This window comes from Undibacterium sp. RuTC16W (assembly GCF_049339445.1).
In the GTDB taxonomy this organism is placed as follows: domain Bacteria; phylum Pseudomonadota; class Gammaproteobacteria; order Burkholderiales; family Burkholderiaceae_D; genus Undibacterium.
On sequence record NZ_JBMPPE010000001.1, the window covers coordinates 40,441 to 66,556 of the forward strand.

Below are 26,116 nucleotides of genomic sequence, written 5' to 3' on the forward strand. Positions count from 1 at the left end.
ATTAAGCCGCAACCCGGAAACGAGATACGGAGTTTCTAAGTTCTTCAGCCAACATCGACAATTCACTAATGGAATGCGCAGTTTGTTGTGTACCGGTCTGAGTTTGCTCAGTAATTGTCAAAATATGTTGAATATTCTGAGCAACGCCGTTAGCAGAAGTTGCCTGCTGCTCGGTAGCCAGAGAGATGCCTTGAATCAGTTCCGCGAGACGGTTCGAAACACTACGAATTTCCGACAACGCAGTACCCGCAGCATCGGAAAGCTTTGCCCCCTCAACCACACCCTGGGTAGATTTTTCCATCGCGGCAACCGCATCGTGGGTATCTGTTTGAATCGTACGAACCAGCGCACCAATCTGCTTGGTCGCTTCAGCTGAACGTTCCGCAAGTCGCTGAACCTCTTCCGCAACCACGGAGAAGCCTCGACCTGCTTCACCTGCTGACGCAGCCTGAATCGCCGCATTCAACGCCAACACGTTGGTCTGTTCGGTAATATCAGAAATCAGTTCAGTGATCTCACCAATCTCTTGAGAGGATTCACCGAGACGTTTAATCCGTTTAGATGTTTCCTGGATTTGTTCGCGAATCTCGTTCATACCTTTGATCGCGTTTTCCACCGCATGGGAACCTTGTTCTGCCGCAGCAACCGATTGACGCGCAACCTCAGCTGATTCATTCGCGGAGCGGGAAACGTCGGTAATATCCTGCGCCATGGTCACAACAATCTGACCCGCGTCAGAGATTTCACGAGACTGCTGTTGTGATGCTTCCAGCAAATCGTTAGAAATACTTTGCGCCTGATTCGATGCAGAAGTAACCTGTGCCGCCGTTGACGTAACACGACCTACCAGCCCGCGCAACTCTTCCACCGTGTAGTTAACCGAGTCGGCAATCGCGCCGGTAATGTCTTCCGACACCGTTGCCTGAATCGTCAAGTCACCATCCGCCACTTCCTGCAATTCATTCATCAGACGCAAAATCGCAGCCTGATTCTGATCGTTCGCCGCTTTCGCTTCTTCTTCTTGCTTTTGCGCTTGCAACATCTGCGCATCGGCCTCTACACGACGTTCATTCGCTTCTTTAGCGCGGTTACGACTATCTTGCAACAGAACCAGAGCGATACCTGCTGCTGAAACCAAAGCCAGTACAGCGCTTAACAACATTAGCCAGAATGAAATACTGATCGTATCTTGCTGAGCAGTGTAAGTTTTTTGAAGTTTGGTAATTTTTTGCTTCAAATCTTCGTTTTCGTTAAACACCAGCTGTTCAGATTGTTTCGCTGCAATAAAGTTTTGCAGATTACCGAGAATGCTGGAAACGGAAGTCTGGTACTCAGCAAACGCTTTTTGCAGTTCAAGTAATTTCTCGCGTGTTGCCGCATCTTTCGTCGGCGTCAGGCGCAGTACATCACTGCCGTTCAGGAAGCCGTCAACCAGATCGCGGAACGTGTTGGTATCTTTACCCAGCAAGAATGCCGTTTCAGGATTAACACCTTCAGAGGTCAGGAATTCATTCGCACTACGTGCCAGACGCTGAGTCAACATCACCAGCTGACCTGATGCTGAAATTTCACGGGAATTACCACCACCCTGCACTTTTAAAGTCGAAATTTGTTCAGTTAATTCCAACAGACCACCAGACATACCATTCAATTTTTGCAATGTCTGACCAAAACCCGTCAACTCTTTGCGCAATTTCAAAATTGTGTCGGACGCTTTGTCAGAGTTATTCCAAGCCTTCTTAGTATCAGCCAGGATAGGCTCAACAGAAGAATCTGGCTTTTTCAGTTCACGCCCCTGGTAGGACAAACCGTTCAGCAGGACGTTCAGATCGCTATTGATCTCGCGACGACTTTCATCGAGCTGCTTAAACGCTGCCGGATTACCCTGAATCGCATTCGGTGCCGCTTTACCAATACGCTGGGAGTGCATCAGCACTTCACCGGCGATCTGCGCCTGAGTAGAAATCAACGTTGACTGGGCAGAGTTCAAATAAACGAACAGAGCAACCGCCAGCAATGAACCCACCATCAGAATCAGCAATAAGCGAATCTGTCTTTGCAATGGCAAATGACCGATCAGCGGGAGGCGGATATCCCCCCCTTTTTCCAGCGCATCACCAATAAAAGTCGCATCAGCACGCGGTACATGCGTGCGCTCTGCGACGACTTCTACAGGCTCAGGCTTTGTTTCGCCATGTGCGTCTTCCGGGAGCATCTTCACGTTACTAGCCTCTTCAATCGAATCGGCAGCATTATTGAACTCCCGGGCGCTTGATTCTGCTAAGTCAAGCTCTTGGTCTTGTTTTTTCTTGGACAAGGACGGTAGTTTAAATGCCATTACTAGGTCTCCTAAACGATTGAGAAGCTGTCAGCCATTCTGATAATTCAACTGACGAATTACAAACCAATATGTAAAAAATCCTGATCTTGCACCAACGTAGCCAAACTCAGCTGCGTCCAGATGTTTGCATCACGATCACGATATTTCTTAACGATCCAAGGTTTCTGGTCGGGGTGGCTCTCCCCTTCCGGATTCACTTGCTCTTCCATTTCTGCTACGTTTCTCAAACCCAAGACCTGAGTGACGAGCAAGCCGCTGTTAAATGCCAAGCTGGGAGCAAATGCAACGACACGGCAGCTATGATCCAGATTAGTCACATCACGCCCCTCAAAACGAGCAAGGTCGACAACACTGGTCAAGCTTCCCCGTATATTTGACAAGCCAACATACCAGTCTTTGGTCAGAGGCACTTTAGTCATGGAACCGGCAGAGACGATCTCACCAGACTCCTGCAAATCAAGCAAATACCTTACCTGCCCAATCATCACGCCTAGTTGACTTGCGCTAACGCGGGCGCCACTTTGAGCCGCCTGCATACGCTCAACCAGTTGCGCCTGAAATTCTCGCAAACGGGTACGGCGCAGACCAGCATCTGGTCTGGTTCTGTCTAGGCTTGTCGCTGGTTTATCGCGAGAAGTTTGGTCCATAATGGTCCGGAAAGGTTATCGAACGAAAACAATCAGCCGAGTGCGGCTATCTTTGCCAATAATTCTTGCGGGTCAATTGGCTTGACGAGGTAGTCACGAGCACCTTGACGCAATCCCCAGATACGGTCCGTTTCCTGGTTCTTGCTGGTGCAGATAATGACAGGAACGTCCTGTGTTTCAGGATCACGGGCGATCGCACGTGTAATCTGGAATCCGTTCTGACCAGGCATGACCACATCCATCAAAATCAATTGTGGCTTATCGGCCTTGATTTTTGTCAGTGCCTCTTCACCATTTTCAGCAGTTGATACTGAAAAACCATTTTTAACGAGGATATCCGTTAAAAAATAACGCTCGGTCGGAGAGTCATCCACTACCAAAATTTTCTGTATAGCCATTTTTTACCTCAACATTTAATACGGTTAAATCATTTGGATGGCGTGCCGGATGTGTAATTACGCACCGTCTTGAGCAAACTGTCTTTTGTAAAAGGCTTGGTCAGATATTCATCTGATCCTACCATCGCTCCGCGTGCACGATCAAATAAGCCGTCTTTTGAAGACAACATGATCACCGGCGTGTCACGAAATTTGGCACTTTTTTTGATTAACGCGCAAGTCTGATATCCATCCAGCCTTGGCATCAAGATATCGCAAAAAATCAAATCAGGATGAGAGTCGTTAATTTTAGCCAAAGCATCAAAGCCATCTTCTGCCAAAACCACCTTGTAACCCACCTGCCCCAAAAAAATCTCTGCTGACCGACGAATCGTGCTGCTGTCGTCGATCACCATAATTTTCAAGCTTTCATTGCCTGTCAACGTTGACATAAGATTATCTCTAAGATACTGGGGTTAAAATCATCTGACACTGTAACAAAAAATGACAAACTTGCGATGATTTTTTCCCAGAATAAACATTCGAGTACAACACGCAACACCAAACCACTTTAAAAATTAATTTTTAAACAATTAAATCAGAACGCAACCATCTCGAAATCTTCTTTGCGGGCGCCGCATTCGGGACAAGTCCAGTTCATCGGCACATCTTCCCATCGGGTTCCAGGCGCAATGCCCTCATCGGGCAAGCCTTGTTGCTCATCATAGACCCAACCACAAATCAGGCACATCCATGACTTCAATTCTATAGTTGCTGATTCTTTATCACTCACGACCAAAACCCTTCAATCAAGTAAAATACTGAGATTGTCGCAAAACATTCCCGCTAGTCCTAAGCATGCACTTTTTAGCACTGATATTGGTGCCTGAATTGAAAACACCACCGGAATATTGAGCAATAACCTCTACAAAGTCGACTATATTAATCTACCAAACGTGCAAAACCAAATTTCTCCACTTATTTTGACCTTTGGGGCCTCCGATCCGGTTGCCGCAATCGGCGTGCAGGCGGATCTTGCCTCTTTTGCTGCAATGGGCTGTCACGGCTTGCCGGTCATTACGGCCATCCTTGTTGGTGACACCTCACAAATTGATGACATCTATCCGATGGAAACCGATCTGGTCACGGATCAGGCCCGCACCGTCCTCGAGGATATGCCTGTCGTCGCCTTCAAAGTCGGACAAATAGCGAGCGTAGAAACAGTCACCGCAATTGCCGAAATCGTCTCCGATTATCCGGATATGCCGCTGATACTGGATCCATTTAATTCCGGCATGCCGGAAGTACCGGAAGCAGAGGATCTGTTGCTGGCCATCCGCGAGCTCCTCATTCCGCAAGCAAGTTTATTATTGATCTCCGCCGTTGAATTATCCAGACTGGCAGAGACCTGGCGCGAAACCGGTGCGCAAAGCCTTGCCAGCAATGAGGAAGAAATGCTGGCAGATGTGGCGACCCTGATTGAATCCGGTTGCGAATACGTTCTGGTCACAGGCACGCCAACCAGCACAGCAGAAGTAGCTAATATTTTATTCGATGAATCGGGCGTGGTGCGCAATGATCACTGGCAAAGAGTCCACGGTTCACATGCTGGTGGCGGCACCACCTTATCCGCCAGTATTGCTGCGCTTCTGGCCAATGGTTTAGAAATTCCGGAAGCGGTACTTGAAGCGCAAGAATTCACCGTCGCGGCAATTGGTCATGCTCAACGTCTGGGCATGGGCAAGCTGATCCCGGATCGCTATTTTTGGGCGAAAGAACCCGAATAATTAAGTCTGCTTTTACTGATTCTCGTTTTCAATGCATCGCAAGACATAGCAGCATGCTTGGATGCGTACTTTTTTTGATCTTTTCATCATTACCTATCTGACCCTACCTGACACTGCATCACCATGATAAATAAAAACGACAGCCTGTTTTCCCGGGCACAAAAAACGACACCCGGCGGCGTCAATTCACCCGTGCGGGCATTCCGCTCAGTAGGCGGCACACCACGCTTTATCACCCGTGCTGAAGGCCCTTATTTCTGGGACGCAGAAGACAAACGCTATATCGACTATATCGGCTCCTGGGGGCCTGCTATTGTCGGCCACGCTCATCCTCTCGTGGTCAAAGCGGTTCAGGAAGCCGCTATGCGCGGCCTGAGTTTTGGCGCCCCAACCGAAGGTGAAATTCTGATGGCAGAAGAAATCTGTCGTCTGGTTCCGTCCATTGAGCAAGTTCGACTGGTCTCCAGCGGCACAGAAGCGACAATGAGCGCATTGCGACTGGCGCGCGGTGCAACCAAGCGTGACAAGATTATCAAATTTGAAGGCTGCTATCACGGTCATGCAGACTCCCTTCTGGTGAAGGCCGGTAGCGGTTTACTCACCTTTGGTAATCCGACCTCGGCAGGCGTTCCAGAGGATTTCACGAAACATACGCTGGTACTGGACTACAACAACCCGCAACAACTGGAAGACGCTTTCAAGGCCTATGGTAAAGACATTGCCTGCGTGATTGTCGAGCCGGTTGCCGGCAACATGAACCTGATCAAAGCGACGCCAGAATTTCTTCAGACAATGCGTCGTTTGTGTACGGACTACGGCAGTGTCTTGATTTTTGATGAGGTCATGTGCGGCTTCCGCGTCGGCCTTGGCGGCGCGCAAGCCTTATACGGGATTCAGGCAGACATCACTGCGCTGGGCAAAGTGATCGGTGGCGGCTTGCCCGTGGCAGCGTTCGGCGGACGCGCTGACCTGATGCAGCACATGGCACCTTTAGGTGGCGTCTATCAGGCAGGAACTTTGTCCGGCAACCCAGTTGCTGTAGCAGCAGGCATGTCCACACTGAAGCTAGTACAAGAGCCAGGCTTCTACGAGAATTTATCTGCGCAAACCACGAAACTGGTTGAAGGTTTGAGTGCGGTCGCCAGAGAGTCCGGTATCTCTTTTTGCGCCGATTCTCAAGGCGGCATGTTTGGCCTGTATTTTGCCAATTCCGTCCCGGACAGTTATGCAAGCGTGATGGCAAGCGACAAGGAAAAATTTAATCGTTTCTTCCATCTCATGCTTGATGCCGGTGTCTATCTGGCTCCCTCTGCATTTGAAGCGGGATTTGTCTCCGCCCAGCATGATGACGCCGTCATTGCCGCAACGATAGATGCTGCCCGACACGCCTTTGCTCAATTGAATTAATGCTACAGTAACCAAATACTGCATCAGCTTAGCCTGTACGCCATCGTCGATACAAAGTACAAAGCAGATTGGTGCAGTCTTCATTTTTGTCTCTTGATGTGATACCCACGGACACTTAATTTGTCATCGCGCTCTCGTCAATTGCCTGTATTGAATAAGTTAAGCAAGCTGGCATTCTGTGTGTCCGCTTTATGCATGCTATTGACGGTCAATGCCTTCGACTTTCCGCGCTTACAAGCCAGTATCAAGGCGCTGGGCGGCACTCAGCAAGCATTGAATGAATGGCAAAAATTAGTGAAGGCGAACACGACGACATCAATCGCCGTCAAGCTACAAACCGTCAACGATTTTTTCAATCAAAAAATAAGCTACGCAGAAGATCAGGAAGTCTGGGGCGTCCCCGATTATTGGGCAACACCGATGGAAACGCTGGCCAAGGGTAAAGGCGATTGTGAAGACTTCGTCATTGCGAAATACTTTACTCTGCGCAGCATGAATGTTCCAGATAATCAATTGCGTCTCATCTATGTCAAAGCGCGGATTGAGAATACCGACGGTACTGGCGGCAGCACCCAGCAAGCGCATATGATACTGGCATACTACCCATCTCCCTCTACGGACGGCGAGCCTCTGGTACTGGATAATTTAAATACCGAGATTCATCCGGCATCACAACGTAAAGACTTAACACCGATATTTAGCTTTAATAGTCAGGGAGTTTTCTCCGGTGCTGCGGCCAATGCCGTAGCGGGTGCCGGTGGTACCAGCCGGCTATCCAGGTGGCAGGACTTGTTAGAACGTGCACGACGCGAAGGCTTTTAAAGGAAACGTATTATGTCTATGTATCGCCAACTCTGGCTTGCCATCATTCTCAGCACACTGCTCGCATCGATAGGCAGTTTACTGGCGTCGACACTCAGTTCGCGAGCCTATCTGAATGAACAGCTCAGGATGAAAAATGCCGATAACGCCAGCGTTCTCGCCCTATCGATCAGTCAGAAAAGCGCCGATCCTGTGGATCTCGAATTAATGGTGGCAGCCCTCTTCGATCGCGGGCATTACGAAAGCATCAGCATCACCAACCCCGACGGCAAGAAAATAGTCGAGCGTGTAACTGCAGCAGAAAAAACTCAAATACCCGAATGGTTTATTCGTCTGTTCCCGATTCGTTCCATTCCGGGCCAAGCGCAAATCAGCGATGGCTGGAAACAAGTCGGCACGATTTCTCTGATATCGCAAAGCGGTTTTGCCTATCAAGCCTTATGGGACTCCACTTGCAATATGCTGGGAGCGATTGGCCTGGCCGGATTGATTTCCGGCTATCTGGGTACACGGGTATTACGTCGTCTGAAGCAACCATTGGATTCTGTTATTGCACAAGCACATGCCTTGTCAGAGCGACGCTTTGTAACGACACCCGAGTCACAGGTACCCGAGTTAAAACAACTATCGGTTGCGATGAATGCATCAGTCAATTTATTAAAATCCATGTTCGCTGAAGAAGCAACCAGACTCGACAACTTACGCCGCGAGGCGAATACCGATGCGATCACCGGCCTGGCAAACCGCACGCATTTTATGGCACAGCTACAAGTCATGACGGAGGAAGAAAATGCTGCACCCGGTACTCTGGTGATGCTCCATCTGACGCACTTCGCTCAACTGAATCAGCAATGGGGGCGTGAAAAAACGGATGCACTACTCAAAGATATTGGGCAGGCCTTGCAGCAACATATTCTGGCATTAGAAGAAGGATTCGCAGCCCGGCTGAACGGATCAGACTTTGCTGTTTTGTGCCGTCAGACCGACGCAGAGCCAGTAGCAAAAACGCTGCTCGATCTGGTGAAATACACGCTAGAGCAAGCGGGCGAGCATCCATGCAAAGCCTGCATCGGCTATGGCGAATTTGACTATGGCATGACTGCAGGCGACCTGCTCTCTCAAGTCGATACGGCGATTGCCAGCGCTGAAATGAGTAGCCAGAGCGATGCCCGTCGCGCAGTGCCTCTCGGCATTGCGCAGGCACCAAAAAGTAAAGACGAGTGGACTAATCTGATACAACAGGCTTTGCAGCAAAACCGCGTCAAACTCGCAGTATTTCCTGTCACTGATTTCACTCATCGCTTGCTGCATCAGGAGACTGCGTTGCGCCTGATGTTTGACGGTAGCTGGTTTGCGGCTGGCCGCTTTATCCCGATTGCAGAACGGTTAGGTTTATCCGCACAACTCGATCTGAGTGCGGTTTCGCTGGGCCTCATTACCTTGGGCCAGCAACCTGAGTTGCCGGGGCTGGCGATTAATCTGTCGGCCTTTTCTATACGCGATGCGGGATTCAGGGAAGAGCTGCGCCGGCTGATGGGAACCTATACCGATCTGTGCCATCGCCTATGGCTGGAGATACCTGAGAACGGCGTGTTCGCCCAGCTCGACGGCTTTAAAATCTTTGAGCAAATGGTGCGGCCATTTGGTTGCAAGATCGGCTTCAAACATGCAGGACATCAGCTCAGCAAGATGAATTTAATCCATGACATCAAACTGGATTACCTCAAGATTGACGGCAGCTTTATACGCAGCATCAACAATAATGAGAGCAACCAGGTGTTCATCAAAGGCATGACGAATATCATGAGCCGCATAGGCACACAAGTCATTGCCGAAGCTGTCGTATCTGAAGAGGAGTTCAATGCCCTCGCCACGCTCGGGCTGACCGGAGCAACCGGGTCAGGCGTGAAGCTACTCTAGTTTTGTGTGTTTAATTTCCGTCCGGAGCAAAGCAACAACGCGATGTTGCGGCGGTACTGGGGCAAATGAATTCATCCGCCATGAAATTCCGAAAATCCATGCGGGAACTTCTAAAAACCTTCAAATTAAAAATCCTATCGATAGGACCAACGCCAAAACCAAGACCTCTCACCACAGAGACACGGAGACACGGAGACACAGAGGAAAGGCCGGAGTAGCAGAGGGAGCAGGAGTAAGGGCTTCTATGAAATATCGATTAAAGGATTATTAGCAGTGTCTAGTCTCGAACCCGTACGTTGGGTGCGGCTTTCAGAAGCATTTCAGGCCAGAAGGCGCATCAGCATTGCGGATTCAGTTTTTAGAAATGTTTTTTTGCGTACGAGCTGTATTAGCAATGACGCACTCCAATCGTTTGGTGGCGTGAAAAAATGATCTATTTCAACCAGCCGCGGCGACGGAAATACAAGAACGGGGCGATGGCGGAAGCCAGCATCAATACCAGTGCAAACGGATATCCCCAATCCCATTGCAACTCGGGCAAAATTTTAAAATTCATACCATAAATACTGGCGATCAGCGTCGGCGGTAAAAAGGCGACCGAGGCCACAGAAAAAATCTTGATAATCTTGTTCTGATTGATATTAATAAAACCGACGGTCGCATCCATCAGGAAGTTAATCTTATCGAACAAAAATGAAGTGTGACCATCAAGTGATTCAATGTCGCGCAAGATCTGCCGCGCCTCTTCAAACTGGTCGGCATTCAGCAGGCGCCCCCGCATCAAAAAACTCACAGCCCGGCGCGTGTCCATCATATTGCGGCGAATCCGGCCATTCAGATCTTCCTCTTGCGCAATCGCATTCAACGCGGCAGCCGCATCCTGATCGGAGAAATTCTTTTGCAATACTGCGCGGCTGACCTCTTCGAGATTTTGGTAAATCCCCTCCAGCGCATCCGCAGAATATTCGGCATCCGTTGCGTACAAATCCAGCAAGACATCTTTGTAATCGTTGATCGAACCAGGCCGCGAACGGGCGCGCATACCCACCAGCCGGAATACCGGTAAATCGAGAGTATGAACAGAGAACAGGATATCGCGGGCAAGGATGAAAGCGACTGTGACGGTACGGGCTGGCTCGTCATCATCGTCAATCAAAAAATCCGTGCGCAAATGCAGATCGCCATTATCCGCTTCGTAGTAACGGGCTGAGGCTTCAATATCTTTGACCTCATCCTCACCAGGCAAGGTCACGCCATAAATACTCTTGACCCACTCACGCTCTTCTTCATTCGGATCGGTCAGATCGACCCAGATCGGCAACGTATTCTCCAGATCTTCGCGGTTCTCTACATTGATCTGACTGAGGCGGCCATTGTGTAAGACGAAAACATTAATCATGGATGGATTCCGGCGAAAACGGATGGCTGGATTGTAAACCTGTTCATCTTACATGTTCAAACAAGATGACAAGGACATCGACATCAGCGAGCTTGCTTGTTGATCAGTTGCTCACGCAAGTCAACTACGCCACTCGCCTGATTTTCACCGCTGGATGCGGGCGCTTTAGGAGGTTCAAAACCCTTGTTATCGATCAGCTTGACTGTGCGTGTCGTTGTATTTGTATCGAGACAGTCGGTATTGGAGAACACGACTTTACCCTTGATCGTACAACGGCGCACCTCTGAATCTGCGGTAATCGTCTGTCCTATGGGGTTACGTAAGTTGGCCGCGTCCTTGATACCAGCAGAGATCGCATCACCGGACTTCGTCCAGCGCAGGAGCGCATCGTGAAAAGGCAATTCACCATAACGCATGAAATAAAAGAAGGCGAGTGCTAACGACGTCACGACCATCATCACAATCGAGGTCATCAGCAAACTAATTGCACCGGATTGTCTCTGCAAGCTCATGGTAACTCCGCAGAATTCATGCGTTTCAAAATCATTTCACTACGCCTTTGTAAATACGCCGATCCGGTATTTTTATCGAAATAGCGCGGCTTGGGCAGCATCACGGCAAGTCGTGCCGCCTGAGCTGGCCCCAACGCAGCGGCACTGATGCCGTAGTAGTGCTGAGATGCCGCCTCGGCACCGAATACACCGACACCCCATTCAACAACGTTCAGATAAATTTCCAGAATCCGCTCTTTATCCATGCACAGTTCCAGCATGTAGGTCACGATCAATTCCTGTCCTTTGCGCAGATAACTGCGTTGACCGGACAAAAACAAATTCTTGGCTAACTGCTGTGTAATCGTCGAACCACCGGACACTACTTTGCCCTTCTTTTGATTTTTTTCGTAGGCTTTTTGCATGGCCTCCCAATCGACGCCGTCATGATCGACAAAACTATCATCTTCAGAGGCAATCACAGCGCGCTTCAGGTTGTTCGAAATTTTGTTATACGGTACCCATTTATGCTGAAGCCTGGCATCTGGATTTTTCTCTTGCAGTACGCTTAATTGCTGGCGCATGAAACTGGTCGACGATGGATTGAATTGTACCCACCAGCAAATTTGCAGAAAAAAATACGCCTGCAGCAAAATGAATAAAAGTATCGGCAACAGAATCAGCCACACGAAAAAACGCTTCATGATGACACCGCCGCGGCCATCAGCGCGCTGCGCAATTCTGCCAGAACGGACGTAGTCTCAGGCAATACACCGCGCCAGAACTCAAAGGCGACTGCCGCCTGTTCGACCAGCATTCCAAGGCCATCACGGATCTGTGCCTCATGACCGGCGGCAAAGCGCAAGAACGCTGTCGGCGCTGCCCCATACATCATGTCGTAGGCCAGCGTATTGGTAGTAAAAATACCTGAAGGAACCGGCGGTACATCGTCATGCAAACTTGCGGAGGTGGCGTTGATGACGATGTCGAATTCACCGCTTACATCACTGAACGCGCTACTGGTGACAACAGAGGCGATCCCTGTAAGCGGTCCATGTTGATGCGCCAGCGAGACCAACTCTTCTGCTCGCGCAACGGTACGATTGGCGATCACCAGCTGTGCAGGGTGTTGTTCCAGCAAGGGCAAGAGCGCACCGCGTGCGGCACCGCCAGCGCCGAGCAGTAATACGCGCTTTCCCTGAAGCGTCACACCCGCATTGCGTACGATATCGGCAACCAGACCCTGACCATCTGTGTTGTCGCCAAGCATGAAGGAGCCGTCAAACTTCAGCGTATTGACCGCACCGGCAGCTTGCGCCCGCGGCGTCAATTGTGTGGCAAGCGCAAAGGCCTCAAGCTTAAAAGGGACCGTGACGTTCGCTCCTTTACCGCCAGATTCGAGAAAGGATAAGACGGTCTGTGCAAACCCATCCAAAGGGGCCAGCAGGCGTTGATAATCGATTGGCTGGGCCGTCAGCAAGGCAAAGTGCGCATGTATCGCCGGCGACTTGCTATGCGCGATCGGATTACCGATGACGACGTAACGGTCACTTGCCGCGGTTCTATTCAAGGTACTCAATTAGGACCTCCGCGCAACTCAGTTTCAAGTTGTTGATCGCGGGTGAATTTGAAGCGAGTAATGACGACCCAGAGATCATCTTTATCATTCGAGCGCATATTCGCCGGGAACTTGCCAAACGGCGCCGCCCGCCGCACAATGCGCAAAGCAGCCGCATCCAGCGCGCGATTACCCGATGATTTTTCTACCTTTGGTCCACCATCTTTTTCGTAGATGGTGCCGTCCTGAAAAATCGGAATATAGATAATCAATTCACCGTACAGCTTCTTGCCGTCTTTTTGAGGAAAATTCAGCGTACCGATGTCCTCGACTTTTTTCTGCAGGGCCTTGTAATACATGGCATAGCCAACTGCTTGCGTACTCGGCGTGATAAAGGTTTTACGCGGACGTTTGTTCTGATCTTCTATGGTCTGTGAAATCTCCGCAGCCATTCTGGCCAGCGCCTGATTGCTGTCCACATTATCGCGGCCATTGCTACTCTGTTTGCTGTCTTCTGATTTATTGCTGTCACTGGTTTTAGTAGATCTGAACGGCGTTTTCAAATCGACCTGATCCATCAATTTTTTTTGTCGTTCTTCCAGCTCTTCGACTTTGCGTTTCGCCGTCATAATGCTGTCGCCGTTCTCGGTCTTGCGCATATCTGGCAACGGTGACTTGGCACGCCCCGCATCGCTCGCACCACCGCCATCAAGATCGGCCTGGGCTAATGCTTCTGCTTTTAAGGGTTTTTTATCATGCTTAGCATTGACTAAAATCACTTCCAGACCGGGATCCGCAGCAACAGCTTCGGCAGGTCGGGGAGAAACAAAGTGCAATAACAAAATCGTCCCGTGCAAGACCAGGGAGATCAAGATGGCAGTGGACAGAATCAGATTATCAAAAATGGATTTCACAAATAGTTTCGTCGTTTTTTTAATGTAAGGCGGCGATCAGAAGTCATCGACTACTCTTGCGGACTATGTTCAGTTGTCTGCTTGCGCCGGATTGACGTGATGCCCGGCCTGCTGTGACACGTTCAATGCATCGATGGCATCAACTTCGCCTGACATTGTAGCGCCGTTACTTTCTTCCGTAACAGTCAATTCGCCAGCTTCACCAGACTGATCAGCCATATCCTCCGCTACCTCGGCAACCTCGCCATCCGCAGCATCGTCTTCGACATCGCCCAAGCCTTCTTCCGTCACGCGGGATAACATTTCCAGAATACGCGCTTCAACGCTGAGATCTACTTCATCCCAGCGCAGGATGTCGAGCTTGACCTGTGCACCGCGCGCCATTTGCGGCATACCCGGCAAACGGATGACCAAGGGAACATCGACCAGGCGCAGTACTTCATCTTTGAGCACTACGGCTTCAACCTGACGTGCCTCTTCTTGTTGCAACCAGCGCAGGCACCAGTATCTTTCCATCGTGGACTGGAAGTCGCCGTAGGCGGAATAGGCAGCGTCAAAACCGGACACGATCGCGAACAGGTCGGCGTCTTTGGGTTTAAACGGCGCTACCAGCGGTGCGGTTACGCCATTCTGCACGCAGGCGATGATCTGCCACTGATTCACCAGGTCGGTATAGCGACGCAGCGGCGAAGTACTCCATGCATATTGATCGACGCCCAGCCCCTGATGCGGCGCAGCGTGGGTGACCATGCGCACCTGCATCTTGGCGGCCCAGCCACCGGATCCGCCACCCTGCGCGCGGTAAATGCCGGGAATGCCGTGATCGGCCATGAATTTGCCCCAGGTACTATTCGCAAAAATCATCAGCTCGGCAACCATCTTATCCAGCGGCGCACCACGCTTGCGGCGAATGATAGAGACGACGTCATTCTCAACATAAAAATTGAAATCGACGCGATTGGTTTGCTCTGGCTTAAGTCCAAAACTTTCGCGCTTCGCCATGCGCCCTTGCTCCAGCACCAGCGCCCATTGCCAGATTCTGGCGATCTCGGCTTTGTGCGGATACTCGCCAGCGTTATTTGCGAGGTTCTCCTCAGTCACCAGTGCGTCGAGATCGTTATGACGCAGATTCGACGCCATCGGTATTGCTTCGACCTTGGTTTCGGTGCTAACGACAGACCAGTCTGTGGTATTGAGCGTCACATATAAAGATAGTGCCGGACGCGTCTGGCCTTCGCCGAGCGTATAAGTCTCGACCAGTGCATCGGGCAACATCGTGATCTTATCGCCTGGCATATACACTGTGGACATGCGGGAACGTGCAATGGCATCAAGCGCATCACCTCGCTGTATACCCAGCGCCGGTGCCGCAATATGAATACCGACGCGTATCTGGTCGCCGCCTAACTCAACGACGGAGAACGCATCATCAATCTCGGTCGTGGTTACGTCATCAATCGAAAAAGCCTGCACGTCTGCCACCGGCAAATCTGTCGGCAAAGCAGGAATAGGCGCCGCAGGAAAACCCACACCCTTAGGAAAACTCTCAAACAAAAATTTAGAAAAGTGCAGGTCTTTCGCACTCTTCAGTCCGCCGCATGCCAGCATCAGGCGTGCTGGTGAAGTTTGCAAGGCATCACAGGCTTCGGCCATGGCTTTATATTCAATGCTGTTTTTATCCGGCTTGAATAATAGTTGCAGCGCCAGTGATGCAAATGCGGCAGGCAATCTATGCTGCTTCAACTCTTCAACATACGCCGCCTGCACGATCAACTGCTGCTTCTTCTTTTCTATCCCTGCCAGAGCGGCCTTCAACGAGGCTTCCGGCGCTTTTTTGTAGCGGCCGCGGCCTTTTTTGTAGAAGTAAACCGGTGAACTATGCAATGCCAGAATCAGGCCGGCAGCTTCGTCGGGCGTTGGTGCGTGGCCAAAATATTCGGCACCCAATTCAGCAAAACCAAATTCATCTTCGCCCGCGACTTCCCATAAAAATGCCAGGTCAATCTCAGCCGCTAATGTTTTAGCCTGAGTCATCAATGTGGCAGGATCGGGGGAACTGAACTGCAACAGCACATCCTTCGCCTTGACTTTGCTACGCTTGCCGCTCGCCAGCTCAACCTGATATGCCTCACCTGCCTGCGACAACACGCTACCTGCTTTGAAATCACCGGATTCTTCAAAAAATAAGTTCATGCAATACTTCTTTGATGCGCCGGTTGCCCGGCTATTGTTTATCTAATATGGGTCTGACATCGATGTATGATCGGCACATTGCGTCGACACCCTGTCAATCTACAGCCAATTTATTCAATAAGGGGGGAGTATCACCCAATTTAAGCCCAATCCGCACTCGATACGGCGCGGTTTAAATATGCTCCCCACCAGTATGTTTTTATTTCAAGTCAGTAATCGCTGGCAAGAACACCTCTGTTACCAGCAAACTACTGCCTTTACGGCGAAACACCGACCGTCGTGCCAGCAAGCTAAACACACCCCGCGTCAGTCCCGCCAATTCGTCAATAGCGGCAATTCTGCGCATCAGGGGATGCGACGGGCGCAAACGGGCGTACATCAGATCACCACGCGCTACCAGCGGATCATTAAACAAGGTCGTCCCTAGAGAACGCTCGCCGAGAGAGCGAAATAAAGGCCACTGCGTAGCGCTCGCCGTCAACGGCACCACTGTATGCGCATAGACCATCGCCTGCCCGTCACAGCGCAAAATCACCTCACGCTCATGCACTTTACGGACCACGGGCAAACCGATCTGCGCAGCCTCATCAGGCAGGCACAGGGCACGGCGCTGATGCAGACGCTGGACGCGAAACTGGCCGCAGCGCGCTACCAGACGCGCAGTCAGCGAACCGCGGTTGGACAGCCAGTCTGCCATCAGGGGCGATGCCTGTACGCCGTTTACATTGGCAAACCAGCGCGCATGAGCCGGCGTCACGATCAGCGACATGCAGGGGGCATCCGTATCTTCATGCGGATGTGCCACTGCTCTTTGGTTACTACTTTGGCCTGTGCTTTGCTTTGCGCTTTGCATCATGCTTTTTCATCGCAAAACGCTATTACCTGATCCATGTAATCAACAAAATCCGCCATGCCATGATCACTACCCTGAATCACAATCTGTTGAGCGCCGGGATAATGCGCCACCATCTCGCGCCAGTCCAACACCTCATCTCCCGTCGCCGCCAGCAACAAATAGCGCTCGGGGTGAGTAATAGCCGCCACTTCGCAGGCACGCAACTCCGGCACATACTCCGCTTTAAATTCAAAGATCTCATCGCTGTAATAAGCCGTCGTGACGCCGATGTATTTTTCCAGATCACGCGGCGGCTTGACTGCAGGATTCAACAATACCGCTTTGCAGTCATAACGCTCCGCCAGCCAGGTTGCATAAAATCCACCCAGAGAGGAACCGATGATAGTGACCTCGCTGAGCGGATAAGCAGCAAGAATCTGTTCGGCTTGCTGGATTGCCAGCAAAGGCGAAGCGGATAACTGCGGACAAATATAGTCATCAGCACGACCAAGGCGCTGCATATGCTCGGCCATCATGCGGGCTTTAAAGGATTGTGGCGACGAGCGAAACCCGTGCAGGTACAAAATCATGCTTGTGCAGCCTTGCTCAAGGCATCCAGCAATTTTTGATGAATGCCGCCAAAACCACCATTACTCATGACCAGAATATGATCACCTGGCTGCGCTTTGCCGACAATATCCTCGACCAGTTCACTCAGCTCATGATGAGCGCTCGCCTTGTCGCCAAGCGGCTGCAAGGCTTCGGCCAGATCCCAGCCCAGGACGGTTTTACCTGTGGCAGGTGCGCCATAAGCGAAAACCAGATCCGCCTCTGCCAGACTGCCTGGCAAAGCTTGTTTCATGGTGCCGAGTTTCATGGTGTTGGAGCGTGGCTCCAGCACCGCCAGAATGCGTGCCGCACCGACCTTACGCCGCAAACCCGCAACCGTGGTCGCAATCGCGGTCGGATGATGCGCAAAATCGTCTACGACGGTAATGCCATTTGCAACACCGCGGACTTCCATGCGACGCTTCACATTAACGAATTGTCCCAAAGCCTCAATGGCAATCGCTGGCGTGACGCCAACATGGCGAGCCGCCGCAATCGCAGCCAGCGCATTCAGGCGATTGTGCGCGCCATTCAATTGCCACTGTACCGTACCCTGGAATTCACCATGAAAGAGAACGTCGAAATCTTCACCGTCTTTTAAGATCAATGACCAGCCTTGCTGGGCGTCACTGCGCACATCCGAAACGGGATCCCCGCCGAAAAATTCTTGTCCACTCCAGCAACCACGCTCCAATACGCGCTGCAAAGAGTCTTCCTGCCCATTTACGATCAATCGGCCAATACCGGGCACCGTGCGCACCAGGTGATGGAACTGGGTTTCAATCGCGGTGATATCGGGGAAAATATCGGCATGATCGTATTCGAGATTATTCAGAATTGCTGTCTTGGCGTGGTAATGCACGAACTTGCTGCGCTTATCAAAGAAAGCGGTATCGTACTCATCAGCCTCAATGACAAAAAAATCGGATGCCGCCTGATTCAATGCATGACCCGTCAGACGCGCAGAAATACCGAAATTCAAGGGCACGCCACCGATCAAAAAACCCGGCGCATAACCAGCAGACTCCAATATCCATGCCAGCATCGCGGACGTCGTCGTCTTGCCATGAGTGCCCGCAACTGCCAAAACCCATTTATCCCGCAGGATATGTTCGCCCATCCATTGCGGACCGGAGATATAAGGCAAGCCACGATTCAGGATTTCTTCCATTAAGGGGTTGCCGCGGGTAACCACATTACCGATCACATATAGATCAGGCTCAATGGCAATCTGCTCAACGCCAAAACCTTCCGTCAGCGTAATTCCCTGCGACTCCAGCTGCGTACTCATAGGAGGATACACATTCGCGTCACACCCCGTCACTTTGTGCCCGGCCTCCTTCGCCAACACGGCCAGACCACCCATGAACGTACCGCAAATACCTAATATGTGAATATGCATAATTATTTGGTCAAACGAGCTAGCTGCGCGCAAATTTCAGAATCCCGCAATTCTACCTGAGAGATGCCTTTAACCCAGCTTTTCCATCAGACCGTTTTATCTGCATGGAGGCACTGCTGACGTGTTAAGAACTCCATTCAACTCTATTCAATCCGATTGGTTTTTGATCCACACTTTCATGGCTGGACTGCAAGCGTGACGGTAACTATCAACTATCTGGCGAACTGCCTGACGCTACTTTGATAGTAAATCCGGCTTTACTTCAGCGTTAATTCAGCTTTAATCCGGGATTTCTCCTTTTGGTTTATCATGCCGACATGATGATAAGTACCTCTACAGAAGCCGAATCCCTGCGCGCCGAAATCGCTGCGCTGGCGGCTCGCATGATTGCTGAAGATGGCGCAGATTATGGCTCCGCCAAGCGCCGGGCCGCCAAACAATTGCTAGGCAATCAAAAAGTCCGTGGCGATGTCATGCCAGACAATCAGCAGATTGAGCAAGAAGTACGCGAATACAATGCAATCTTTTTTGGCGACACCCAACCACAACGCTTGCTGGAATTACGCGAAATTGCTCTGGATGCAATGCAACTACTGGAAAGGTTCAATCCGTATCTGGTCGGCGCCGTCATGAATGGCACAGCAGGTGATCATTCCGACATCTATTTACATTTATTTACCGACAATGGCAAAGATGTCGCCATTTTTCTGCTGAATCAAGATATCCGTTTTGAAGTCACGGAAAACGCTTCAAGCAAGCGGCATGAGCCAGTTGAGACCTTAAGTTTTATGTATCAGCAAGAGGGAGTGCACCTGGCGCTCTATAATCAAGATGATTTGCGCGCCGGGGGGCGTAATGAGCGCGCAGGCATGGCCGCAGTGGCGGCATTAATTTCAGAAAGTCAGGAATGAATAAACGTTTTTTCTTCGCCGCCGTTTTGGTCGCGATTGCGTCAATCACATTTGGCGTAGTCGCTGCCAACAAACAGCTGGCGCCCTCAGCCCCCAAAAACGCCAGCGTGGCGCAATTGCTCGCGCTATCCTTGCCGGACAGCAAGGGGCAAACCCAGAAACTCGCACAATGGCAAGGGAAGTTCTTACTGGTTAATTTTTGGGCAACCTGGTGCGGACCTTGCGTTCAGGAAATGCCGGAACTATCCGCGCTACAAAAAGACCTGGCCAGCGCCAACGTGCAACTTCTGGGCTTAGGCATTGATAGCCCGACCAATATCGCTGATTTCGCAAAAAAATATCAGATTACCTATCCCTTATTCGCTGCTGGCATGGAAGGCACCGAATTATCTCGCCAGTTGGGCAATCAGGCCGGAGGATTACCATTTACCGTACTGATCGCCCCGGACGGCTCGGTGGCAAAACAATATCTCGGTCGCCTGAAAATGGATGAGTTACGGGCTGATATAAGTAAACTGACTAAAGCCGCCAAATAGTTTTCCTTGCCAATCCACTACAAATAGCGGCAAAATGCGGCTATCTTCGTGAAACAGAATTGATAATATGGCAAGCAAACTGCTGCTGCTGAATGGTCCTAATCTGAATTTGCTAGGCACTCGTGAGCCGCAAGTCTATGGCGCAACGACACTGGCCGAGCTGGAAAATGCCGCACAAAACCAGGCGCAGCAAGCGGGAGCAAGCCTGCTCTGTTTTCAAAGCAATCACGAAGGTGCCCTGATTGACAGGATACATGCTGCGCGTACAGAACAGATTGACGCCATCATCATTAATCCGGGTGGTTTGACGCATACCAGCGTTGCTTTGCGTGACGCACTTGCCGGCGTTGCGATCCCTTTTATTGAGGTACATATTTCCAATGTGCATCAAAGAGAACACTTCCGGCATCATTCTTTTCTTTCCGACATAGCCAAAGGCGTGATTTGCGGCCTTGGCACTGAAGGCTATCGATTAGCGATTGACTTTAGTTTAAAAAATCTTTAAATTCTTGCATCTTCACGCAATTTACATACATTGGCTTCGATATAGCATATAATTGCGTGCATTCCAATAACGCTTACTGAACTAATTTTTGAGTTCAGACGCATCTTCACTAGGGGATTTCACATGGATTTAAGAAAACTCAAGACCTTGATTGATCTCGTTGCCGAGTCCGATATTGCCGAACTTGAAGTCACTGAAGGCGAAGGTAAAGTCAGGATTGTTAAAACCTCTGCCGTTCCGCAAAATCAAGTCGTGATGATGCAACCTCAGCACATGCAACAAGCAGCACCAATGGCAGCAGCACCGGCCGCCGCGGCTAGCGCACCCGCAGCGCCAGTCGTCCCAGAAGGTAATATCGTCAAATCTCCTATGGTAGGCACGTTCTACCGCTCTTCTGCACCAGGTTCCGCACCATTCGTTGATATCGGCAAAAACGTCAATGCCGGCGATACTCTGTGCATCATTGAAGCGATGAAACTGTTGAACGAAATCGAAAGTGATTTCAGCGGCACCATCAAACAGATTTTGGTAGAAAACGGTCAGCCGGTCGAATACGGCCAGCCTTTGTTTATCGTTGGCTAATTCAAGACTCTAGCCTGGACTTCGTTTTAAGATAGGCCAAGATATCAAAACGGCTAAACTCAGTATTCCACATTGCGTACTCGTTGAATTTTGTACCCAAGTGAGCATACTGCCTGCAACGCTGCAAGCAACGTTACTGCAAAATTTATATCATGTTTGAAAAAATTCTAATCGCCAACCGGGGGGAAATCGCGCTACGCATCCAGCGCGCCTGCCGTGAAATGGGCATCAAAACCGTGGTCGTTCATTCTGAAGCAGACCGTGAAGCAAAATACGTGAAGCTGGCTGATGAATCTGTCTGTATCGGCCCTGCTCCGTCGAATTTAAGTTATCTCAGCATGCCGGCAATTATCAGCGCCGCTGAAGTGACCGACGCACAAGCGATTCATCCAGGCTATGGCTTTTTGTCAGAAAATGCCGATTTCGCAGAGCGCGTAGAGCAATCCGGCTTTGTCTTCATCGGTCCGCGAGCAGAATCTATCCGTCTGATGGGCGACAAGGTATCTGCTAAGCACGCCATGATCAAAGCAGGCGTACCTTGCGTGCCGGGCTCCGAAGGCGCACTCCCTGATGATCCTAAAGCGATCGTGCAAACTGCACGTAAAGTCGGCTATCCGGTCATTATCAAGGCGGCTGGCGGTGGTGGTGGACGCGGCATGCGCGTGGTCCACACTGAGGCAGCATTACTCAATGCGGTCACCATGACCAAAACGGAGGCTGGCGCCGCATTTGGTAATCCTGAAGTGTACATGGAGAAGTTTCTGGAGAATCCGCGCCATGTGGAAATCCAGATCCTGGCGGATCAGCACGGCAGTGCCGTATGGCTAGGTGAACGTGATTGCTCTATGCAACGTCGTCACCAGAAGGTCATTGAAGAGGCACCGGCACCTGGCATCCCGCGTAAGATCATCGAGAAAATCGGCGACCGTTGCGCTGCAGCTTGCCGTAAAATCGGCTATCGCGGTGCTGGTACATTTGAATTCCTGTACGAAAATGGCGAGTTTTATTTCATTGAAATGAATACCCGCGTTCAGGTCGAACATCCGGTAACCGAAATGATCACCGGTATCGATATTGTGCAGGAACAGATCCGTATCGCGTTTGGTGAAAAACTACGGGTACGTCAAACTGATATCGAGCTGAAAGGTCATTCCATCGAATGCCGCATTAATGCAGAAGATCCGTTCAAGTTCGTACCATCACCGGGACGCATCACATCCTGGCATGCACCTGGTGGTCCTGGCATTCGGGTAGATTCACATGCCTACGCTGGCTATTTCGTTCCGCCAAATTATGATTCCATGATCGGCAAGGTAATCTCTTACGGCACGACCCGCGAACAGGCGATTCGTCGCATGCAGATTGCGTTGTCCGAAATGGTAGTCGAGGGAATACAGACCAATATTCCTTTACATCGCGAGCTGATGGTCGATGCACGATTCATCGAAGGCGGCACTAATATTCATTATTTAGAGCACAAGCTGGCAGAAATGCCCGATCTGGCAAAGAAAAATAAATCTTAAGTCCGGCTTCCGGATTGTCGAACTAAAAGTAAATCGGGACGCAGTGGATCCATTGATCTGCTGCGTCCTGATGTAGTAAACAAGGATATAAAAATGGGTTGGATAGAGATTGTCATCGAAGTAGCGCGCGATCATGCGGAAAGTCTGTCAGATGCATTGATGGAGGCAGGTGCGTTATCCGTTTCTGTTGAAGACGCTGATGAAGGTACCGATGCAGAAAAACCTTTATTCGGCGAGCCTGGCATGGAACCGGAAGAAGCCGCATGGGATCACAGCCGCGTCGTCGCGCTGATCGCAGAAGACGCAGATCCCGTCGCTATCCTGACCGCAGCATCGACTGAAGTCGGACTGCCGGCAGTTCCCGCCTATACAACCCGCACCGTCGAAGAACAAGACTGGGTCCGACTGACGCAATCCCAGTTCGACCCTATTCATATCGGTAAAAGCATTTGGGTCGTGCCAAGCTGGCATGACATTCCAGACCCAGACGCGCTCGTGCTTGAGTTAGACCCTGGCCTGGCCTTTGGTACTGGCAGCCACCCTACCACCCGTCTCTGCATGGAATGGCTGGAAGCACACGCACCGAAAGATCTGTCCGTATTGGATTACGGTTGCGGCTCTGGCATTCTCGCGATGGTCGCAAAAAAACTCGATGCACGCGCTGTGGTCGGTGTCGATATTGATCCGCAAGCGATTGAGTCAGCGCAATTCAATGCAGAACGCAATCATTGCGATATCACGTACGCGCTGCCAGAGACTTTTGCGGCATCACATCCGATTGGCGTACAGTTTGACGTCGTTGTCGCCAATATTTTATCCAGCCCACTCAAAGTCATGGCACCGATGCTGGCAGGTCGCGTTGCTAAAGGTGGCGCGCTGATTTTATCTGGCGTCTTAGCGCGGCAGGCTGAAGAAGTTGCTGCAGCCTATGCGCCATTCATTCAACTCACCGTCTGGGCAGAGCACGAAGGCTGGGTAGCCTTGTCCGGTCGCCGTTCAGCCTAAGGACGCACAAGCATGGCACTAGCCACTCAATGCCCTCACTGCCATACAACCTTCCGGGTTGCGAATGACCAGTTGAAGCTGCATGGTGGTCTTGTGCGTTGCGGCTCCTGCCAGCAGACTTTTAACGGCATTGAACACTTGCTGGCACCTGCCGCAGCGACACCTGCGGCGACTCCGCCTGCCCCATACCCCACTGCCACACCGGTCACTCCGACTACTTCAATTGATCAGATCGCTGCCAATCCAACGCCAGTTCCCGGAGTAATTGCTCCGGCACCTGCTGAGATTACGGCGCCGGTAATTGCGGAGCAAGCATCGGAGGCCATGCCGCAAGAAGAACTAGGTCATATCGCAAGCGCTGAGGCCTTGGAAGCAACCTCTCCGGAAGCGCTTGTCGATAAGGCTGGAACGCATCCTCCGGCAATCGCGGCAACTGCGGATGCGAGTAGCGAACCGCCATCAAGCGTTGACGATCTTGATTTTGATATGGGCGTCGAAGATCTTGATGCACCATCAGCGAATGCTCAAAATATCGTGCCAGCAGATGACACGCTCGACGATGAAAAAATCAATCAAGTTGAGCTGGAGACACGTATTGCTTTAATGGATGAGCCTTCATGGTCTGCTACAGAAGCCTCCGGCGAGAATGAGCCCGCAACAGACGGGGCAACAGAATCAGATAGCAGGCAAGAACCGCATTTAGATAATTCCGGCGCAACTGCCGATGACAGTGCGCATGATCCTCGGGACGAGGAAGTCTACTCCGGCGAGCCGGAGCAGCATTTGCATGACGGCTTAGACTTTGACACCAGCGGCAAATCCGACTCGATTACCGATGAATTATCACAACTAGAACAGCAGCCGGAGCATGAGGCAGAATTACCAGGCTTCGTCATCGCCGCAGAAAAAAACAAAGGACGCCGTCGCTGGATCCGTATTGCGATGATCGTTTTATCCCTGCTTATGCTGTTGTCACTATCAGGTCAGATGAGCTACAGCGCCCGCAATCAGATTGCGGCTTGGTTACCACAGACAAAACCTGTATTAATCGAGGGCTGCAAATTATTGAAATGCCAGATCAGCCTGCCTGCACAGATCGATCAGATTTCGATTGAATCAAATGAGCTGCAAGCGCTGTCTGCTGCCAGAAATGTTTTCACTCTGGCCGTACAGTTGCAAAACAAAGGGTCCCTCACGCAAGAATGGCCCATGCTAGAGCTGGTGCTGAACGATGCAAAAGACAAGCCAGTTCTGCGCAAAGTATTTGTGCCATCCGATTACCTGAACAATAAAAACGACCTGCCCAAAGGTTTTTCACCTTCCAGTGAGCAATCCGTTAAATTGTATTTTGAGTTATCCGACATCAAAGCTGCCGGATATCATGTGAGTATTTTTTATCCCTGATGTGGCACGAATCAAACAGTCTGATTCGCTGCATTCAGCATATTCAGCGCCACCGCCAGACGCGAACCGACTACCGCGTTATTCTTGACCAGAGCGATATTCGTGACCAGGCTGCGGCCTTCGGTTAATTGCTTAATCCTGTGTAATAAAAATGGGGTAACTGCCTTACCGCTGACACCCTGCTGTGCCGCCTCCTGCAAAGCCTGTTCTGTAATCTGATCAATCTCGACCTTTGGCATCGCGTCAGACTCTGGCACCGGATTAGCAATGACTACCCCGCCCCGCAAACCCAGACTCCATTTACAACGCACAAAACTGGCCTGTTCCTGCGCACTATCTAAACGGAAGTCCGCTTTGAAGCCGCTATCGCGAGTAAAAAACGCCGGGAACTCCATCTGACCGACGCTCACGACCGGTACGCCATGAGTTTCCAGATATTCCAGTGTCAGCCCCAGATCCAGTATCGACTTCGCACCAGCACATACGACTGCGACCGACGTTTGTGCCAGTTCCTGCAAATCGGCAGAGATATCAAAACTGGTTTCAGCTCCGCGATGAACACCACCGATACCGCCGGTGACGAATACCTGTATTCCCGCCAGCTCTGCACAAATCATCGTCGCCGCCACGGTAGTTGCACCTAGCTTGCCGGTCGTGAGTACATACGGCAAATCACGGCGACTGACTTTCATCGCATCTGGTGCGCTGGCAAGTTGTTCAAGCTCAGCATCAGACAAGCCAATCCGTATCTTGCCTCCGATGATCGCAATCGTCGCTGGCACCGCTCCCGACGCGCGAATCAATTGCTCGACTTCACGCGCAGTCTGAAGGTTTTGCGGATAAGGCATCCCATGGGAAATGATGGTGGATTCTAAGGCGACAACCGCTTTACCTTGTGCTTTTGCCTGGATGACTTCTTCTGAAAAAACGAGATGGTTTTGCATAATG

26 protein-coding genes are annotated in these 26,116 nt (G+C 50.8%); 11 read left to right on the plus strand and 15 right to left on the minus strand.

All coding sequences use genetic code 11. The features are described from left to right. Nucleotide 1: 1 nt before the first annotated feature. From ACO0K4_RS00180 to ACO0K4_RS00200, 5 genes are all read right to left on the minus strand, one after another. On the minus strand, nt 2-2,338 hold the full coding sequence (locus tag ACO0K4_RS00180) for a methyl-accepting chemotaxis protein (RefSeq protein WP_422954601.1): 2,337 nt from the start codon (nt 2,336-2,338) through the stop codon (nt 2-4). A gap of 59 nt (nt 2,339-2,397) precedes the next feature. Continuing rightward, on the minus strand, nt 2,398-2,988 hold the full coding sequence (locus ACO0K4_RS00185; protein ID WP_422954602.1) for a chemotaxis protein CheW: 591 nt from the start codon (nt 2,986-2,988) through the stop codon (nt 2,398-2,400). Nucleotides 2,989-3,020: 32 nt separating this feature from the next. After that, nucleotides 3,021-3,386, minus strand: a complete 366-nt coding sequence (locus ACO0K4_RS00190) for a response regulator transcription factor (RefSeq protein WP_262837714.1) — start codon at nt 3,384-3,386, stop codon at nt 3,021-3,023. Between the two features lie 29 nt (nt 3,387-3,415). Next, complete coding sequence (locus ACO0K4_RS00195; protein WP_262837715.1) at nt 3,416-3,817, minus strand: response regulator; 402 nt, start codon at nt 3,815-3,817, stop codon at nt 3,416-3,418. Between the two features lie 146 nt (nt 3,818-3,963). After that, entirely contained in the window at nt 3,964-4,134 is a 171-nt protein-coding gene (locus ACO0K4_RS00200) for a rubredoxin (RefSeq protein WP_422955403.1), read from the minus strand. A gap of 187 nt (nt 4,135-4,321) precedes the next feature. On the opposite strand from ACO0K4_RS00200, the gene thiD reads away from it, so the two are divergent. From thiD to ACO0K4_RS00220, 4 genes are all read left to right on the plus strand, one after another. Continuing rightward, entirely contained in the window at nt 4,322-5,152 is an 831-nt protein-coding gene (gene thiD / locus ACO0K4_RS00205; RefSeq protein ID WP_422954603.1) for a bifunctional hydroxymethylpyrimidine kinase/phosphomethylpyrimidine kinase, read from the plus strand. A gap of 123 nt (nt 5,153-5,275) precedes the next feature. Beyond that, nucleotides 5,276-6,559, plus strand: coding sequence for a glutamate-1-semialdehyde 2,1-aminomutase (hemL, locus tag ACO0K4_RS00210; protein ID WP_422954604.1), 1,284 nt, complete (start codon nt 5,276-5,278; stop codon nt 6,557-6,559). A gap of 120 nt (nt 6,560-6,679) precedes the next feature. Then, nucleotides 6,680-7,381, plus strand: a complete 702-nt coding sequence (locus ACO0K4_RS00215) for a transglutaminase-like cysteine peptidase (protein ID WP_422954605.1) — start codon at nt 6,680-6,682, stop codon at nt 7,379-7,381. Nucleotides 7,382-7,393: 12 nt separating this feature from the next. Further along, nucleotides 7,394-9,301 (plus strand): bifunctional diguanylate cyclase/phosphodiesterase, encoded by a 1,908-nt coding sequence (locus tag ACO0K4_RS00220; RefSeq protein ID WP_422954606.1) that lies wholly within the window; start codon nt 7,394-7,396, stop codon nt 9,299-9,301. A gap of 433 nt (nt 9,302-9,734) precedes the next feature. On the opposite strand, the gene corA is transcribed toward ACO0K4_RS00220, so the two are convergent. From corA to mpl, 9 genes are all read right to left on the minus strand, one after another. Beyond that, entirely contained in the window at nt 9,735-10,700 is a 966-nt protein-coding gene (gene corA / locus ACO0K4_RS00225; protein ID WP_422954607.1) for a magnesium/cobalt transporter CorA, read from the minus strand. Between the two features lie 83 nt (nt 10,701-10,783). After that, nucleotides 10,784-11,212 carry a hypothetical protein gene (locus ACO0K4_RS00230; protein ID WP_422954608.1) on the minus strand — a complete coding sequence of 143 codons (429 nt, stop codon included), beginning with the start codon at nt 11,210-11,212 and terminating at the stop codon, nt 10,784-10,786. Further along, entirely contained in the window at nt 11,209-11,895 is a 687-nt protein-coding gene (gene mtgA / locus ACO0K4_RS00235) for a monofunctional biosynthetic peptidoglycan transglycosylase (protein WP_422954609.1), read from the minus strand. Before mtgA ends, ACO0K4_RS00230 begins: the two co-directional genes overlap by 4 nt. Then, nucleotides 11,892-12,770 (minus strand): shikimate dehydrogenase, encoded by an 879-nt coding sequence (gene aroE / locus ACO0K4_RS00240; RefSeq protein WP_422954610.1) that lies wholly within the window; start codon nt 12,768-12,770, stop codon nt 11,892-11,894. The genes mtgA and aroE overlap by 4 nt, the downstream gene beginning before the upstream one ends. Then, entirely contained in the window at nt 12,767-13,663 is an 897-nt protein-coding gene (locus ACO0K4_RS00245; RefSeq protein ID WP_422954611.1) for a TonB family protein, read from the minus strand. The genes aroE and ACO0K4_RS00245 overlap by 4 nt, the downstream gene beginning before the upstream one ends. 69 nt (nt 13,664-13,732) lie before the next feature. Further along, on the minus strand, nt 13,733-15,856 hold the full coding sequence (locus ACO0K4_RS00250; protein ID WP_422954612.1) for a ribonuclease catalytic domain-containing protein: 2,124 nt from the start codon (nt 15,854-15,856) through the stop codon (nt 13,733-13,735). A 199-nt stretch (nt 15,857-16,055) separates the two neighbouring features. Further along, nucleotides 16,056-16,712 carry a chorismate--pyruvate lyase family protein gene (locus tag ACO0K4_RS00255; protein WP_422954613.1) on the minus strand — a complete coding sequence of 219 codons (657 nt, stop codon included), beginning with the start codon at nt 16,710-16,712 and terminating at the stop codon, nt 16,056-16,058. Beyond that, nucleotides 16,709-17,281 carry a YqiA/YcfP family alpha/beta fold hydrolase gene (locus ACO0K4_RS00260; protein WP_422954614.1) on the minus strand — a complete coding sequence of 191 codons (573 nt, stop codon included), beginning with the start codon at nt 17,279-17,281 and terminating at the stop codon, nt 16,709-16,711. The genes ACO0K4_RS00255 and ACO0K4_RS00260 overlap by 4 nt, the downstream gene beginning before the upstream one ends. After that, nucleotides 17,278-18,702 carry a UDP-N-acetylmuramate:L-alanyl-gamma-D-glutamyl-meso-diaminopimelate ligase gene (mpl, locus tag ACO0K4_RS00265; protein ID WP_422954615.1) on the minus strand — a complete coding sequence of 475 codons (1,425 nt, stop codon included), beginning with the start codon at nt 18,700-18,702 and terminating at the stop codon, nt 17,278-17,280. Before mpl ends, ACO0K4_RS00260 begins: the two co-directional genes overlap by 4 nt. A gap of 317 nt (nt 18,703-19,019) precedes the next feature. Between mpl and ACO0K4_RS00270 the strand changes: the two genes are divergently transcribed. The 7 genes from ACO0K4_RS00270 (at nt 19,020) to ACO0K4_RS00300 (ending at nt 25,168) form a co-directional block, all read left to right on the plus strand. Next, complete coding sequence (locus tag ACO0K4_RS00270) at nt 19,020-19,613, plus strand: hypothetical protein (RefSeq protein ID WP_422954616.1); 594 nt, start codon at nt 19,020-19,022, stop codon at nt 19,611-19,613. Further along, the gene (locus ACO0K4_RS00275; RefSeq protein WP_422954617.1) at nt 19,610-20,149 is read left to right on the plus strand and encodes a TlpA family protein disulfide reductase; all 540 of its coding nucleotides are present in this window, start codon (nt 19,610-19,612) and stop codon (nt 20,147-20,149) included. The genes ACO0K4_RS00270 and ACO0K4_RS00275 overlap by 4 nt, the downstream gene beginning before the upstream one ends. Nucleotides 20,150-20,216: 67 nt before the next feature. Beyond that, the gene (aroQ, locus tag ACO0K4_RS00280; RefSeq protein WP_422954618.1) at nt 20,217-20,654 is read left to right on the plus strand and encodes a type II 3-dehydroquinate dehydratase; all 438 of its coding nucleotides are present in this window, start codon (nt 20,217-20,219) and stop codon (nt 20,652-20,654) included. Between the two features lie 123 nt (nt 20,655-20,777). Then, nucleotides 20,778-21,236, plus strand: a complete 459-nt coding sequence (accB, locus tag ACO0K4_RS00285) for an acetyl-CoA carboxylase biotin carboxyl carrier protein (RefSeq protein ID WP_422954619.1) — start codon at nt 20,778-20,780, stop codon at nt 21,234-21,236. A gap of 152 nt (nt 21,237-21,388) precedes the next feature. Next, nucleotides 21,389-22,759: an acetyl-CoA carboxylase biotin carboxylase subunit gene (accC, locus tag ACO0K4_RS00290; protein WP_422954620.1), complete on the plus strand. Its 1,371-nt coding sequence runs from the start codon at nt 21,389-21,391 to the stop codon at nt 22,757-22,759. Between the two features lie 93 nt (nt 22,760-22,852). Then, nucleotides 22,853-23,764 (plus strand): 50S ribosomal protein L11 methyltransferase, encoded by a 912-nt coding sequence (prmA, locus tag ACO0K4_RS00295; protein WP_422954621.1) that lies wholly within the window; start codon nt 22,853-22,855, stop codon nt 23,762-23,764. A 12-nt stretch (nt 23,765-23,776) separates the two neighbouring features. After that, nucleotides 23,777-25,168 (plus strand): DUF3426 domain-containing protein, encoded by a 1,392-nt coding sequence (locus ACO0K4_RS00300; protein ID WP_422954622.1) that lies wholly within the window; start codon nt 23,777-23,779, stop codon nt 25,166-25,168. 11 nt (nt 25,169-25,179) lie between these two features. Here the strand turns inward: ACO0K4_RS00300 and ACO0K4_RS00305 are convergent, their stop codons facing one another. Then, nucleotides 25,180-26,112 (minus strand): pseudouridine-5'-phosphate glycosidase, encoded by a 933-nt coding sequence (locus ACO0K4_RS00305; protein ID WP_422954623.1) that lies wholly within the window; start codon nt 26,110-26,112, stop codon nt 25,180-25,182. Between the last annotated feature and the right edge of the window lie 4 nt (nt 26,113-26,116).